Below are 15,656 nucleotides of genomic sequence, written 5' to 3'. Positions count from 1 at the left end.
AACTATATTACAGTTAATTAAATCCTTTCAATACTTAGTGTTGAAAGGATTTTGATGTGTAAAAAAGCCTATGAGATTTAAGTTTTTTATACTATCTATTTTGTTTGGAATAGTCGCAAATGCACAATTGATAGTGAAAGGAAAAGTAGTAGATGAGTTTAATAATCCTATGCCGTTTGTAAATGTATATATTCAAGGTACAACAACAGGAACTACTACCGATGATGAAGGAAGATTTGCTTTTCAAACTAAGAAAAGAAAAGGGGTGTTAGAAATATCTTTTGTAGGTTTTCAAACTCAAACTATTACAATTACTTCTAAAACAAAATATTTAAACATTGTTTTAAAAGAAGGTTCAGATGTTTTAGACGAAGTAATCTTGGTGACTCGTCCTAAAAAGAGATTAAAGAAAAAGGAAAATCCAGCTTATAGGATTTTAAAAGAAGTATGGAAGCGTAAACGACAAAATGGTATTGATTTAGTTGATCATTATCAATATAAAAAGCATACAACCATTGAAATAGGGTTAAATAATTTAGATACGGCTTTTATTAAGCAAATCTTTAAAAAAGATTATGATCAGACGATAAAAGAAGTTGAGTATGATACGGATGGTATTAATTATTATATTCCTATATATATAAATGAACAGATAGCTAAGGTTTATGGTAATAATGAAAGTAATGATGAGCGTGAAGATATAGAAGCTGAAAAATCTGAAGGTTTAGGAGCTCAAGGTTTTGTTTTTGATCGTATGTCTAGAACATTTCAAAATATAGATGTTTTTAAAAATAATATTACTTTATTAAGAAAATCATTTGTAAGTCCGTTATCTACAGATGGTTTTGCTACTTACGATTATGTTTTATACGATAGTGTTGTACAAAATAATACAAAGTTATATAACATATATTTCTTTCCAATTCGAGATCAAGATTTAGCTTTTAAAGGGAATTTTTGGGTTGCTGATAAAGCTTTTACACTTAAAAAGCTTCGAATGGAAGTAGTTAAAGGAGCGAATTTAAATTTTGTAAGAGGATTAACTTTTGAGAAAGAGTTTGAAGTAAGAAATGATAGTATATATATTCCTACAAAAAATGCATATGAGGGCGATTTTACCTTTTTAGATAAAAATGAAGCAAATAAAGGTTTAACGATAAAAAAAACTATAAACTATAGTAATTACGTTTTAGATAAACCACTGGCAGATGAGTTTTATAAAAATCAAATCCAAAAAATTAGACCAGATCAATATTTTCGTTCTGATGAATATTGGAACAAACAGAATATTGAAGATAATAAAAGTACATATAAATTAATAAGTTCAGTTAAAGGTAAAAAACAAATAAAGAGATTAACTGGCTTCATCAACACAATTTCAAGTGGTTATATAAATATGCCATTTTTTAATATGCAAGCTGGGCCTTTTTGGACAGCTTTTGCAAGTAATGAAGTTGAAGGTTTTAGAACTCGATTAGGTTTTAGAACTTTTAACACTAAAGATGATCGATTTAGATTATCTGGACATTTGGCGTATGGATTTCAAGATAAAGAATTAAAATATGGTTTAGAAGCGCAATATTTGTTGTCTTATGAACCTCGAATTTCAACTAGTGTTGCTTATCAAAATGATATTGAGCAATTAGGAAGTGCTTTACTAAATACCACACAATTATTAGGAAGAACTTTTGGTTCTACTGCATTATTTTCAAGAGGGAATAATTTCTTTTTATCTAAAGTTGAAAAATATGCAACAAATTTCGATTATGCAGTACATAATAATTTTCATGTCGGATTTAATTTTTCTCATTCTCGAATAGAGTCAGCTAGTCCTGAAAATTTTTCAGCTAGTTATTTGGATGATCTAGGAAATTTACAATCTAAAGTTGTAGATGTTGCTTCTGATATTTATGTAACTTTTACTCCAGGTCGTTTTGTTTACGGTTTGGGTGTAGAACAGCGTTTTGGAAGAAATGTTTTTCCATCTATAGTGTTGAATTACAGACATGGTTATAAAGGATTTTTGAATGGTACTCATGAGTATGATAAAATTCAAATAAAATATAATCAACCAATTTTATTAGGTAAATTTGGATTATTAGATACTACAATTGAAGGAGGGAAAATTTTTGGAACTGTTCCATCATCTTTATTAAGTGCAATTCCGGCTAATCAATCATTTTCATTGGTGCCTAATACTTTTTCATTATTAAACTATTATGATTTTGTAACTGATGAATATGTTTCTACACATTTTGAACATCATTTTAATGGCTTTATTTTAAATCGTATTCCATTACTTAGGAAATTAAAGTTAAGAAGTTTAGCTACTTTTAGAGCAGCATACGGAACAATTTCAGATGAAAATAAAGCAATTAATGACGGATTGCGTAATACTAGCGGAAATAGAACAGAAAATATCCTCTATAATGCACCAAACCAAGTGTATTATGAGTATGGTTTTGGTATAGAGAATATAGGTTATGGAAATTTACGTTTTCTTAGGATTGATGCGATTTGGAGAAGTGATTACACACCACCATCAAACAGTATAGCTGTACCTACACCAAAGTTTGCAATTAGAATAGGTATACGCCCTGATTTATAAAAGATTATTTAACCTAAAAATAACTTCTAAAATTCGTGCACAAACTGCATTTTATATGTAGTTTTGCTTTCCGATTTTTGAAACGAAGTAAAAGATATGACAGCAAAAGAGAAACAAACTGTTGATGTATTAATTGAAATACCAAAAGGAAGCAGAAATAAATACGAATACGATTTTGATTTAAAGAAAATACGTTTCGATAGAATGTTATTTTCATCAATGATGTATCCAGGGGATTACGGTTTTATACCAGAAACATTAGCTTTAGATGGAGATCCATTAGATGTACTAGTTTTAGGAGCTGAGCCATGTTTTCCAATGTGTATGATGGAAGTAAGACCAATTGGTGTTTTCCATATGGCAGATGAGAAAGGTCCAGATGAAAAAATCGTATGTGTGCCAATTTCAGATCCTATTTGGAACAAATACAAAGATATTTCAGATTTAAATCCTCATAGAAAAGAAGAAATTACACATTTTTTCCAGGTTTATAAAGATTTAGAAAAGAAACAAGTTGATGTTGGAGGATGGGGAAATGCTGATGAAGCATATACAATTCTTGATAAATGTATTGAGCGTTATGAGAACAGTGATCATAAGGCTAACGGAGATTTTAAAGTCTAGTCTTTATATTAAAAATAATTCAAGCTCATTACTTATGTAGTGAGCTTTTTTTATTTAGAGTTTGATTTTGTTATATTTAAGCCAATAAACTAATCAATTAATTAAATATTATGGAATCAAACACAGTGTTTTTACCAGTCATATTGGCTGTGGTAGGCTTGATTTTTATGTTCATTAAAATGTCTTGGGTTAAAAAACAAGATGCAGGTGATGAAAAAATGAAATCAATATCAAAAAGTATAAAAGAAGGAGCTTTAGCATTTTTAAATGCAGAATATAAGCTTCTTTTAATATTTTCGATAATAGCCTCAGTAGCACTTTTTATTATATCACAACTTGTTGATACTACACATTGGATTATCGTCGTAGCATTTATTATTGGAGCTATTTTTTCTGCTTTAGCGGGTAATATAGGTATGCGAATTGCGACTGATGCAAATGCAAGAACTACAGAAGCAGCAAAAACAAGTTTGCCTAAAGCCTTGCAGGTTTCTTTTGGAGGAGGAACTGTTATGGGACTTGGAGTAGCAGGATTAGCGGTTTTGGGTTTAAGTCTTTTCTTTTTCCTTTTCGTTAATATGTTTGTTACAGGTGAAGGTAGTTTTTATAAAGAAATGACAATAGCTTTAGAGGCTTTAGCAGGTTTTTCATTAGGAGCAGAAAGTATTGCTTTATTCGCAAGAGTAGGTGGAGGTATCTATACAAAAGCAGCAGATGTAGGAGCTGATTTAGTGGGGAAGGTTGAAGCTGGTATTCCAGAAGATGATCCTAGAAATCCTGCAACAATTGCAGATAATGTAGGAGATAATGTGGGAGATGTTGCAGGAATGGGAGCAGATTTATTTGGTAGTTATGTAGCTACAGTTTTAGCAGCAATGGTCCTAGGAAACTATGTAGTACGAGATATGTCTACAACTACACAGTTTACAGATGATTTTAATGGAATGGGACCTATTTTATTACCATTAGTAATTGCGGGTGTTGGTATCATAGCTTCTATTATTGGAACTTTCTTAGTAAAAATTAAAGATAATTCTGCAAAAGAAGCAGAAGTACAGAAAGCTTTAGATTTAGGAAATTGGGCATCTATATTTATTACTTTAGTCGCAAGTTGGTTCTTAATTAAATGGATGTTACCTGAAACATTAAAAATGAGTTTTTTTGGAGAAGGAATCCAAGAAATACCTTCTCGTCATGTATTTTATTCAGGAATGATTGGTTTAGCCGTAGGGGCTTTAATTTCTACAGTAACGGCATATTATACTAGTTTAGGTAAAAAACCAGTTTTAGATATAGTTCAAAACAGCTCTACAGGAGCAGCAACAAATATTATTGCTGGTTTAGCTGTAGGTATGAAATCTACTTTTTTATCGGTGATTTTATTTGCTGCCGCAATTTATGGATCTTATGCTTTAGCAGGTTTTTATGGTGTTGCTTTAGCTGCTTCAGCAATGATGGCGACTACAGCAATGCAATTAGCAATTGATGCTTTTGGTCCAATTGCAGATAATGCTGGAGGTGTTGCTGAAATGAGTGAATTAGAAGATCATGTTCGTGAGCGTACAGATATTTTAGATTCTGTAGGAAATACTACTGCAGCAGTAGGGAAAGGTTTTGCAATTGCTTCTGCAGCATTAACGGCTCTAGCTTTATTCGCAGCTTATGTTACGTTTACGGGAATAGATGGGATTAATATTTTTAAGGCAGATGTTTTAGCAATGCTATTTGTTGGTGGAATGATTCCTGTAATTTTTTCTGCGTTAGCAATGGAATCTGTTGGAAAAGCGGCGATGGAAATGGTACAAGAAGTGCGTCGCCAGTTTAAAGAAATTCCAGGAATTATGGAAGGAACTGGAACTCCAGATTATGCGAAGTGTGTTGATATTTCTACAAAAGCTGCATTGAAAGAAATGATTCTTCCTGGTTTAATAACAATTATTACTCCTATTATTATTGGTTTATTATTCGGAGCTGAGCCTTTAGGAGGTTACATGGCAGGAGTTTGTGTAAGTGGTGTAATGTGGGCAATTTTCCAGAATAATGCTGGAGGAGCTTGGGATAATGCAAAAAAGTCTTTTGAGGCTGGTGTAGAAATTAATGGAGAAATGACTTTTAAAGGTTCAGATGCACATAAAGCAGCGGTTACAGGAGATACAGTTGGAGATCCATTTAAAGATACTTCTGGACCGTCAATGAATATTTTAATTAAACTTACATGTTTAGTAGGTTTGGTTATTGCTCCAATTTTAGGCGGACATTCATCCGAATCTCATGCTCAAAATGAAGTTAGAAAAGAAATTAAAGTTAAAAAAGAAATCAAAGAAGATAAACAAGCTGTTGCAACAATAACTACTACAGTTGTTAAAGATGGTAAGAAAGAATCTGAAATAATTAAAGTTGAAGGAACAAAAGAAGAAGTAGAAAAAGAAATTAAAAAATATGAGAAATAACTTTATTCTTATAAGTTTTGAGTCGTCCTAAAATTGGTTGACAGATTTATAATTTTTTTTTAAAAAAAACCTTTGAAGTTAACTTCAAAGGTTTTTTGTTGTGTTTAAAATTAGGTGTTTTATATCGATATTTTAGAAGAATTCTTTATAGCTCCAATAGTAAAAGAGCTTTGTGTACTACCAATATGTTTTATAGATGTAAGTTTGTTTACCATAAATTCACGATATTCTTCCATGTCTTTTACATAAATTTTTAAAATATAATCGTAATCACCACTAATATGAAAACATTCGGCAACTTCATCTAATTTTAATATTTCACTTTCAAAAATTGATAAATATTCTCTAGAATGCTGGATTAGTTTTACTTGACAGAAAACCAAGAATGATTTGTCAATTTTTTTAGGATCAATTCTAGCTACATAGTTCGTTATAATTAGTTCTTTTTCTAGTTTTTTTATCCTTTCATATACAGCAGTAACAGATAAATTTAATAATAAAGAAAGTTTTTTATTTGTACGTTTACTATCTTCTTGTAATAGATTAATCAGTTTAATGTCGATATGATCTAATTTCATTTTGAAAAAATTTCTATAAATTTAAGATATTTCAAGGTATCTTAGATTATTTTGTTGTAATTATTGTTATTAAGTGAATTTTAATCTTAAATTTTTAAAAACTATTGAATATTGTTATGGTTTTGTTTTTTTTTGAGTAAATAAAAACAAACAACATGAAATTTAAACCAGCTAATAAAATTCAAGATTTACAATATTTCGGAGAATTTGGAGGAGTAAATCCGTCTATTTCAGATTCATCAACATATACGTTTCTTTCTGCAAAAACAATGTTCGATACATTCGAAGGAAATGCAGATGGATGTTATTTGTACTCAAGGCATACATCACCATCAAATTTATATTTAGGTGAAGCATTAGCAGAAATGGAAGGAACAGAAACTGCTACAGTAACAGCTTCTGGAATGGGAGCAATTACTCCAGTTTTATTGCAGTTATGTAGTGCAGGAGATCATGTAGTGTCGAGTAGAACTATTTATGGAGGTACATATGCATTCTTAAAGAATTTTACACCAAAATTAAATATTCAAACAACATTTGTAGATATCACTAAATTAGATGTTGTTGAAGCAGCTATTACAGATAACACTAAAGTTTTATACTGTGAAACAGTGAGTAATCCGTTGTTAGAAGTCGCAGATATAGAAGGTTTGGCAGCTTTAGCTAAAAAATATAATTTAAAGTTAGTGGTAGATAATACATTTTCACCATTATCAGTGTCACCAGCACAGTTAGGAGCAGACGTTGTAATTCACAGTTTAACTAAATTTATTAATGGATCTTCTGACACAGTAGGAGGAGTAATTTGTGGAACACAAGAGTTTATTGATAACTTAAGAAACGTAAATGATGGGGCTTGTATGTTACTAGGTTCTACTATGGACAGTTTAAGAGCTTCTTCAATATTAAAAAATTTAAGAACCTTACATATTCGTATTCAACAGCATAGCAAAAATGCAATGTATTTAGCGAATAAGTTTGAAGCAGACGGATTAAAAACTGTATATCCAGGATTAGCTTCCCATCCTTCTCATGAATTATTTTCTTCAATGTTAAATAAAGAATATGGTTTCGGAGGAATGTTAACTATAGATGTTGGTTCATTGGAAAAAGCAAATCAATTAATGGAATTAATGCAACATAAAAACTTAGGATACTTAGCCGTAAGTTTAGGTTTTTATAAAACATTATTCTCTGCTCCTGGAACATCAACATCTTCGGAAATCCCAGAAGACGAACAAGCAGAAATGGGCTTAACAGACGGATTAATTCGTTTCTCTATTGGTTTAGATAATGACATCGAAAGAACTTATCAAATGATGTCTGAGTGTATGAAAGAAGTAGGGGTTCTATAAGTTGATATAAATGAATGAAGTAGTGTCTTTTGGTATTTTATCTTTTACATCATTTTTTACATTGATAAATCCTTTGGGTACAATGCCTATTTTTATGACTATGACTGCAGATTTAGATTCTATTCATAGAACTAAAACAGCACAAAAAGCATCAGTTGTAAGCTTTGTAACGATTATCATTTTTGCTTTTTCTGGTCAGTTATTATTTAATTTTTTTGGAATCTCAGTTAATAGTTTTAGAGTTGTAGGAGGTGTGATTTTCTTTTTAATGGGAATGGATATGTTACAAGCTAGATTAGGAAAAGTTAAATTGAAAGATTCAGAAGTGAAATCCTATGTAAATGACATCTCTGTTACTCCTTTAGCTATTCCAATGATTTGCGGTCCAGGAGCGTTAACAAATGCTATTGTAATGATGGAAGATGCTAATTCATTGAATAAGAAAATAGTTTTAATTATTGCTGTTTTTGTAGTGCTAATTATAACTTATATAATACTTTATAGTTCTTCAAGAATAATTAAAATTCTAGGAGAAACAGGTATTAATGTAATGATGAGACTTATGGGATTAATAGTAATGGTTATTGCTGTTGAATTCTTTTTTAGCGGTTTAAAACCAATACTTCTAGATATTTTGAACTCTTAATAGGAAAAACTCGCTTAATGCGAGTTTTTTTATTTTCCTTTCATTCGTTTCCAAATATCTTTAATTATTTCTATAAACGAGGTGTTTTTAAAGCGTTCAGGATCATCTTTATATTCCCAACGGTTTCCATTTTGATATAAACGAAATTCAAAAATATAATTATAAGTGCCATTTTTTTCAATAACAGGATAACGCATGTCATAATATTTAATAATTCCATTTTCATCTCGAGATAAAGAGTAGAAATCATTACTAAACCAGACAAGCTTTTTTAAATCACTATTGTTATTGAGAGATAATACCTGATGATTTTTTGGGAAACTTATAAAGTTATTTGTAGGTTTTTTTTTATCAAAATGAGAATAAAAACTCACTTTATAATCTTCTTTAGTTTCTACTATAGCATACCAAAGTATATTATTGAAAATTGTTGGTTGAGCAGAATATCTCTGATACTCAATTTTAGATTCTGAAAGTGCATTTTTAAAAATACGATCGATGTATATTTTATTTCCAACAGTAAAAATTAAATATGTAGAACTTAAATATATACCAGTTTTTAACCAAAAATTACGTTTAGGGTTTGTTCTCTTATAGAACATTAAAAGGATCAATGAGATTAAAAATGGGACTGTATATAATGGATCTACGACAGCAATTGTGTTAAAAGCTACGCGGTAATTAGAAAAAGGTAAGAACAGTTGTGTTCCATAAGGTGTAAAACTATCTAGTAATGGATGAGTGAAAATTGATAAAAAAAATAACCAAATCCAATCTCTAGAGATTGTTGTTCCAATTCTTTTTTTTGTGTTATATAATTTGAAAGCTCCGTATCCAAACACATAAGCTCCTAAAAATGCAAACACAATAGAGTGCATAAAGCCTCTGTGAAAAATAAGCTTGTCAATTGAATTTGAATAGAATAAACTTCCTATAAAAACATCTAAATCAGGAATTGTACCTCCAATAGCTCCAAATAATAAAGCTTTATTTCCAATCTTTTTACCTAGTGCAATTTCACCACATGCAGCACCTAAAACTATTTGTGTTAACGAGTCCATATGTTAGCAAATGTAGTAAACGCTTTTTACTTGCGTAAGTCTTAACAAAATCGTAACATTACAAACCAAAAAAATCTACCAATGCAAGAAACTAACAACGGTTCAGAGATAAAAATCCAAGATCAAAAATTACAACAAAATAAAGAATTGAATATATGGGAAGCTTTAATTCCTGTAGTTGTTTTAATGTTGTTATTAGCTTATAATATCTTTTTTAAAGATGGAGCTTGGTTAGGAGATTATTCTAATCAATATATTTTGTTGATGGGAGGTTTGGTTGCCTCAATAGTTGGTTTTTTGAATAAAACAACTATAAAAAAAATGTACCTTGAAGTGTGGGAGAATTGGAAAAGTGTTTTTGTTCCGATATTAATTTTATTATTAGTTGGAGCTCTAGCTGGTACTTGGTTGATTAGTGGAATAATTCCAGCAATGGTATATTATGGCCTACAGGTATTGAGTCCTGCAATTTTTTTGCCTGCGTCAGTTATAATTGCAGCTATTATTTCGATAGCAACTGGTAGTTCTTGGACAACTTCTGCTACTGTTGGTATTGCTTTGGTAGGTATTGGAACAGCTTTAGGAATCCCAACAGGAATGATAGCAGGAGCTGTAATTTCTGGAGCGTATTTTGGAGATAAAATGTCACCATTGTCTGATACTACTAATTTGGCACCAGCAATGGCTGGAACAGACTTATTTACACATATTAAATATATGGCCTACACTACAGTGCCAACAATAATTGTAACATTAATTGTTTTTACAATACTAAGTTTTACTATAGATACTTCAGGAAATTCAGATGTAACTAGTTTATTAAGTTCAATTGATAAGTCATTTAATATTACACCGTGGTTGTTTATTGTACCATTGGTTGTAGTGGCTTTAATTTTATTAAAAACAAAACCATTAATAGCGCTTGGAACAGGAATTGTTTTAGCAGCTATTTTCGCATTTATTTTTCAAACAGATGTTTTGATAAGTTTATCTGATTCGAAATTTCAGTCAGTTGTAAATGCTGTACTCTTTGATACTCAAATTACAACTGATAATGATAAGTTAACGGAATTATTTAGTGCTGGAGGAATGAATGGAATGAAGTGGACAATTTTATTGATTATTTGTGCTATGGTTTTTGGAGGGATTATGGATGGAATTGGAGCATTAGCAAAAATTACTAAAGAGTTGTTGTCTTTGGCTAAATCAACTTTCAGTTTATTTTTGACTACAGTTTTTGGATGTTTAGGATTAAATATAGCAGCATCAGATCAGTATTTAGCAATAGTTATTCCAGGAAAAATGTTTAAAGATGCTTTTAGTGATAAAGGTTTGGCTCCTGAAAACTTAAGTAGAACTTTAGAGGATTCTGGAACAGTTACATCTGTGTTAATTCCATGGAATACTTGTGGAGCTTATCAAAGTACGGTTTTAGGAGTAGGAGTTGGTGAATATTTTTTATTCGCTATTTTTAACTGGTTAAGCCCGATTATGACATTAATCTTTGCTGCTTTTAGAATTAAAATAAGACAGCTAGCCAGCAAATAATTAAGCTTATTTTTTTGAGAAATGTTTTTTATCTTTAAAATTAAGATATTAACCTCACAATTTTAATCATGAAAAAACAGATTTCAAACTTAGGAACAACATTAAAAAATGATCAATTAAAAAATATAACAGGAGGACTTTCTCGTTTAGAATTTTGTAGAGAAGTATGTTCTCGAAATAGATATTATCCAGATCATTATTTTGTAAGATGTGGATGCGCTTAAGCAAAAAGAATAAAAAATAGCCTTATTGAAAAATAAGGCTATTTTTTAATGATTTTTTATATTATATAAACCAGTTCCAAACTAATCCGAAACGGATAGACATGTCTCTATATGGGTAATTTGGAGCAGAGAAAAAGTTTCTACTTGGTAAAAAGTTAGAACTGATATTGTCTATTTTAAAGAAAATACGTGTCCTTTTAACTCGTGCGTTAAAAAATAAATCTAAAGAAGGGAAACCAATTTCTGAATCATTTTGAACAGTAAATTCATTAATCACGGGATTAAATGCATTGGCTTTGTATTTGGTAAAGAAATTAAAAGTTCCACCAATTTGAACTTTTATTGGTTTTCCTTTAAACCATTCTCCGGTGTAATATAATGTGTTTCTTGTTACAAATTCTGGAACTCTAAAAACAGCATTACCACTAGATACGTTTTGATACATTAAAGTATTATCAAAAGCAAAATTTCTAAAGAATTTAAACTCTTTATTTACCTTTACTTTTAAATAGGTTATCGATTCGTCAAATTGTTTCGGTAAATTATCTGAATCAAAATAAACATAATCTTCAATATTCGTAAAATCTAAACTAGCATTTCCCCATTTAGAATTAAAAGAAAAACCAATATTTCTAGTATCAATATTCTTAAAATTATTATCCCAATTATAATCATTGTATGTGCTTTGAAATAATTGAGTGTTAAATCTTGGAGCTTTAGAAACTAAAAGTAAACTTCCTTTAACGGTAAACAAACTATCTTTTTTATACATTGCTTCTCCGCTAAAATGATTACCAGCTAAGTAACCACTTCCGGGAGTAAGATTTGCACTAGCATTTACTTTAAAGTTTTTTATACGGCCATTCCAATCTGCACCAAGTGTAACAGCATCACCATTTAATCGACTTCTGTTTATTAATATATTACCATTGTATATGGTATCATAGCCATAATTAACTGTTGTATAATTTGCTTTTACTTTAAATTTTCCTAGAATGTATTTTGAATTAAATTCTAAATAACCTTGGTTGTTAATTAATTTATAATCTACTCTTTCATCTATTCCTCCTGATGCTTTACTAGCTTCTCCTAAAAAGTCGGTAGTTAAACTAGATTGCCCAAATCTATATTCTTTATTTTCATAATGCAGAATATGTCCAACTTTTAAGTTTGTGAAGTTTTTGGTATTGGTAGAGTCTTTTTTGCTAGAAAAAAGCTTAAAGTTTTGATCAGCATAAATACGAACACCTTCAAAATTACTTTCAGCATCATTTAAATTAACATCTAGTCGAGATCTGTTACTAAAGTTTGGATCTTCAGATATATAGTTTTCTAAAGCTTGAGTTGTTAATCCTCCGTTTTCTTGATTAACAAAGTCTTGTGTTGTTACTTGAGCGCGGATACGATATTGATCTTTTCTGGTTCGATACGATAAAGTTGATCTAAAATTACCGGAACTAGAAAGTGAACGTCTGTACTGACCTAAGGAACGTAATCCTCGGTAAGCAAAACTTAAATTTAAACGTTTAGAAAGGTTAAATGTAAATAAAGCATCTAGAACTTGACCCTGTTCTTGTCCAGTTCTATACATAATAATTGTAGTTGGAGTAGGAACTTGATAGTAATCAATATCCTCAATTTTCATGTAGTTAAATTGCTTTGCGTTAAAACCAATATCAGGATATTGAGAAATACTTCTAAATGAATAGCCTAGGTTATTGAAAGTTTGTCCTTGATTTTGAAAAGGTAATAACTCGAAATTATCTTTTCTTCTGAAATTAAATTTATATTCTTTTCTTATCGTTAATGTAGTATCTACATAACTTGTGTCTTTTTTAAAACTAATAATTTTATAATCTGTGAATTTTGTTTTCCCACTTAATTTCACATTGATTTCATCGTTAGAAATTGTGTCTAATCGATTAATTCCCCTATTAACTCCTCCTAAACCACTTCCTAATGATCTTATTTGAGCATTTATAGTAAAAGAACTAATAACGAAAAGAATACCAATGATATATTTCATAAGGGCAAATGTAAAATAATTAAACGAAAATTTATGTGAATAATATCTATGAAAACTGTTAATTTGTTTTATGTTACAAATGAATTTTAGTGGTTTTGTTTTAGAAGCAGGAACAGATGAAGCGGGTAGAGGTTGTTTGGCTGGACCTGTTGTAGCAGCTGCAGTTATTTTACCAGAAGATTTTCATCATGAATTATTAAATGATTCAAAACAGATTTCTGAGAAAAAGAGAAATATTTTACGTCCTTTTATAGAAGAGAATGCAATTGCTTATGCTGTTTGTTTTATCGATAACGAAGAGGTAGATAAATTAAATGTTTTACAATCTTCTATTGTTGGAATGCATCGATCTTTAGAGAGATTAAAAACACAGCCGGAGTTTATTATTATCGATGGAAATAAATTCAAACCTTACAAAGAGATTCCTTATGAAACTATTGTAAAAGGTGATGCTAAATTTATGAGTATAGCGGCAGCTTCTGTGTTAGCTAAAACTTATCGTGACGATTTTATGGAGAAAATTCATAAAGAATTTCCAGAGTATAATTGGAAGAAGAATAAAGGATATCCTACTAAAGAACACCGAGAAGCAATAAGGAATTTTGGAGCAACAAAGTACCATAGAAAATCATTTCGTTTGTTACCAGAGCAAATAAAAATTGATTTTGAAAAGTAACTTTTTGTTAACCTAAAATAATTATATTGATTACTTATAGTAGTTAGTTTTACGTTGTAATTGGTCCATAAGTTAAGTCCCCTTTTTTCCTCAAAAAGTGCGAAGAATTAAATAAATTCAATCGCACTTTTTTGTTTTTATTTAGATTTTACACCAACAAAATTGTCTGATTTTAATTTAAATAACACATTAAAAGTGGTTAAACTTCCATAGATTCTTGTAATGTATTGCTGTAAATCAATTTTATCTTGATCGTCTAATGTTTTACTAGAGTTAATCTTTTGTTCCATAACACGAATTCTATCACGTACCATTACGATTTTATGAAAAAAAGTATCGATTGGAATTTCTTTAGAAGCCAAGTTAGCGTCAGCAGGTTCAATAATAAGTTTACCACCTTTAAACTTATCAGCAATAGGCACTACTTCAGAAACATCACTCCATTTTTTTAAAATGTCTCTAAGTGTACTTTCTACCTCATAAAAACTTATGGTATCTACTTCGTCTTCTACGGCTTCAATAACTTCAAAATCTGAGTCTAATTCTATAGTTTCTAATCCATTTTCCTGAAAAGTTACCCAATATTGTTTACTGTCTACATTAGTAACAACTCCAAAACCGTATTCAGAATGGTTAATTCTAGATCCAATTCCTAATAATTTCATATTTCAATTATTTTAAACGACACTAAAATACGTATTTTTGTGATCTAATTTTTTTGAAAAATGATTAAAAGAACTCGTGCAGAACTAACAAAATGTATTATTCACAAGGTGGCTAATAAATACAATAGTGGTAAAAACTCATTATCAGAAAGTTTAGTTCGTTTTGATGAAGAAAGTTATGAATTGTTAATGCCTTTTTTATTAAAACCTTTTGGAACTGTAACACAGAGTTATCGTTTTAATCATCATGCAGATGTTCGATTAAATGAAATTAACAACTATGTTTCTAAGATTTTCGAAGACGAAGAAACTTTTATAGAGCATTCAAAAAACATTGTTAATCATTTGTACGAGCAGTCAAATTCAGCACAAATTAAAACAGGAGATGTTTTAGTGGTATTATTTGAAGGTTTAGAATATAAAGATGTATTAACAGAAGCTGTTGGAGTTTTTAAAATTGAAAATAAAGTTGATTTCTTTCAAACGTATTTAGATGATGATAGTTTTGATGTGGTTGTACAGAAAGGAATTTCTACTAAAAAATTAGATAAAGGTTGTTTAATCTTAAATTCTTCAGATACAGAAGGAACAGTCGTGTTATCTGTAGATAATAATAATTATGATGCACAATATTGGATTAAGAATTTCTTGAATGTAAAATATGCCGATGATAGAAATTTACATACACAGCATTATTTAGAGTTATGTAGAGATTTTTCTGAGGAGATAATAAAACCTGAATATGGTAAACATGAACAAGGAAACTTTTTAGCCAATACAGTCGATTATTTTAAAGAACATGAAAGTGTAGATTATCACACTTTTAAAGATGAAGTTTTCGAAGATGAAAAGCATAAAGATATGTTCGAAGATTATAAAAAACACTTCGAGAAATTAAATGATGTATTAGTAAGAAATAACTTCGAAGTTTCTGATATTGTATTAAAGAAAGAAAAAGGAAAGCTTAAAACAGAAATTAAGTTAGATACTAATATTCAAATTAAAATAGATATTGATGCGCCAGATGCAGCTTCAGAATATTTAGAAAGAGGTTACGATGAGGATAAAAAAATGAAGTTTTACAAAGTATATTATAACGCAGAGAAATAATAAAAAAAAACAGCTGTTAAAGCTGTTTTTTTATGAGTTATATTCTTTTATTTCGTTTTCTAATTCTGTTTTTAAATCACTTAAC

13 protein-coding genes are annotated in these 15,656 nt (G+C 29.8%); 9 read left to right on the top strand and 4 right to left on the bottom strand.

From position 1 onward, the window contains the following. Nucleotides 1-70: 70 nt before the first annotated feature. The 3 genes from AC2TEO_RS07325 (at nt 71) to AC2TEO_RS07315 (ending at nt 5,682) form a co-directional block, all read left to right on the top strand. Nucleotides 71-2,608 carry a DUF5686 family protein gene (locus AC2TEO_RS07325; RefSeq protein ID WP_442267478.1) on the top strand — a complete coding sequence of 846 codons (2,538 nt, stop codon included), beginning with the start codon at nt 71-73 and terminating at the stop codon, nt 2,606-2,608. Nucleotides 2,609-2,704: 96 nt separating this feature from the next. Further along, nucleotides 2,705-3,232, top strand: coding sequence for an inorganic diphosphatase (locus AC2TEO_RS07320; RefSeq protein ID WP_442267477.1), 528 nt, complete (start codon nt 2,705-2,707; stop codon nt 3,230-3,232). A gap of 110 nt (nt 3,233-3,342) precedes the next feature. Beyond that, nucleotides 3,343-5,682, top strand: a complete 2,340-nt coding sequence (locus tag AC2TEO_RS07315) for a sodium-translocating pyrophosphatase (RefSeq protein ID WP_442267476.1) — start codon at nt 3,343-3,345, stop codon at nt 5,680-5,682. Between the two features lie 119 nt (nt 5,683-5,801). On the opposite strand, the gene AC2TEO_RS07310 is transcribed toward AC2TEO_RS07315, so the two are convergent. Further along, nucleotides 5,802-6,260, bottom strand: a complete 459-nt coding sequence (locus tag AC2TEO_RS07310) for an Lrp/AsnC family transcriptional regulator (RefSeq protein WP_442267475.1) — start codon at nt 6,258-6,260, stop codon at nt 5,802-5,804. A 155-nt stretch (nt 6,261-6,415) separates the two neighbouring features. Here AC2TEO_RS07310 and AC2TEO_RS07305 point away from each other — a divergent pair, with 155 nt between their 5' ends. Together AC2TEO_RS07305 and AC2TEO_RS07300 are read left to right on the top strand one after the other, a co-directional pair. Beyond that, nucleotides 6,416-7,615, top strand: a complete 1,200-nt coding sequence (locus AC2TEO_RS07305) for an aminotransferase class I/II-fold pyridoxal phosphate-dependent enzyme (protein ID WP_442267474.1) — start codon at nt 6,416-6,418, stop codon at nt 7,613-7,615. A 10-nt stretch (nt 7,616-7,625) separates the two neighbouring features. After that, a complete protein-coding gene (locus AC2TEO_RS07300; RefSeq protein WP_442267473.1) occupies nt 7,626-8,261 on the top strand; it encodes a MarC family protein in 636 nt (211 codons plus the stop codon). Nucleotides 8,262-8,290: 29 nt separating this feature from the next. On the opposite strand, the gene AC2TEO_RS07295 is transcribed toward AC2TEO_RS07300, so the two are convergent. Further along, entirely contained in the window at nt 8,291-9,322 is a 1,032-nt protein-coding gene (locus AC2TEO_RS07295) for a metal-dependent hydrolase (protein ID WP_442267472.1), read from the bottom strand. 81 nt (nt 9,323-9,403) lie between these two features. On the opposite strand from AC2TEO_RS07295, the gene nhaC reads away from it, so the two are divergent. After that, nucleotides 9,404-10,870 carry a Na+/H+ antiporter NhaC gene (nhaC, locus tag AC2TEO_RS07290; RefSeq protein WP_442267471.1) on the top strand — a complete coding sequence of 489 codons (1,467 nt, stop codon included), beginning with the start codon at nt 9,404-9,406 and terminating at the stop codon, nt 10,868-10,870. A 68-nt stretch (nt 10,871-10,938) separates the two neighbouring features. Beyond that, on the top strand, nt 10,939-11,094 hold the full coding sequence (locus AC2TEO_RS07285) for a hypothetical protein (protein ID WP_442267470.1): 156 nt from the start codon (nt 10,939-10,941) through the stop codon (nt 11,092-11,094). Nucleotides 11,095-11,155: 61 nt separating this feature from the next. On the opposite strand, the gene AC2TEO_RS07280 is transcribed toward AC2TEO_RS07285, so the two are convergent. After that, nucleotides 11,156-13,120, bottom strand: a complete 1,965-nt coding sequence (locus AC2TEO_RS07280) for a putative porin (protein WP_442267469.1) — start codon at nt 13,118-13,120, stop codon at nt 11,156-11,158. Nucleotides 13,121-13,190: 70 nt separating this feature from the next. Between AC2TEO_RS07280 and rnhB the strand changes: the two genes are divergently transcribed. Further along, entirely contained in the window at nt 13,191-13,796 is a 606-nt protein-coding gene (rnhB, locus tag AC2TEO_RS07275; protein WP_442267468.1) for a ribonuclease HII, read from the top strand. A gap of 137 nt (nt 13,797-13,933) precedes the next feature. Here rnhB and AC2TEO_RS07270 read toward each other — a convergent pair whose 3' ends face one another. After that, complete coding sequence (locus tag AC2TEO_RS07270; RefSeq protein WP_442267467.1) at nt 13,934-14,461, bottom strand: DUF8685 domain-containing protein; 528 nt, start codon at nt 14,459-14,461, stop codon at nt 13,934-13,936. Nucleotides 14,462-14,521: 60 nt separating this feature from the next. On the opposite strand from AC2TEO_RS07270, the gene AC2TEO_RS07265 reads away from it, so the two are divergent. Further along, complete coding sequence (locus AC2TEO_RS07265) at nt 14,522-15,571, top strand: nucleoid-associated protein (RefSeq protein WP_442267466.1); 1,050 nt, start codon at nt 14,522-14,524, stop codon at nt 15,569-15,571. Nucleotides 15,572-15,656 lie beyond the last annotated feature (85 nt).

Source organism: Tenacibaculum aquaeponti (genome assembly GCF_057221555.1).
The sequence above is the reverse complement of the archived record's forward strand: the minus strand, read 5'-3'. Positions and strand labels throughout refer to the sequence as shown.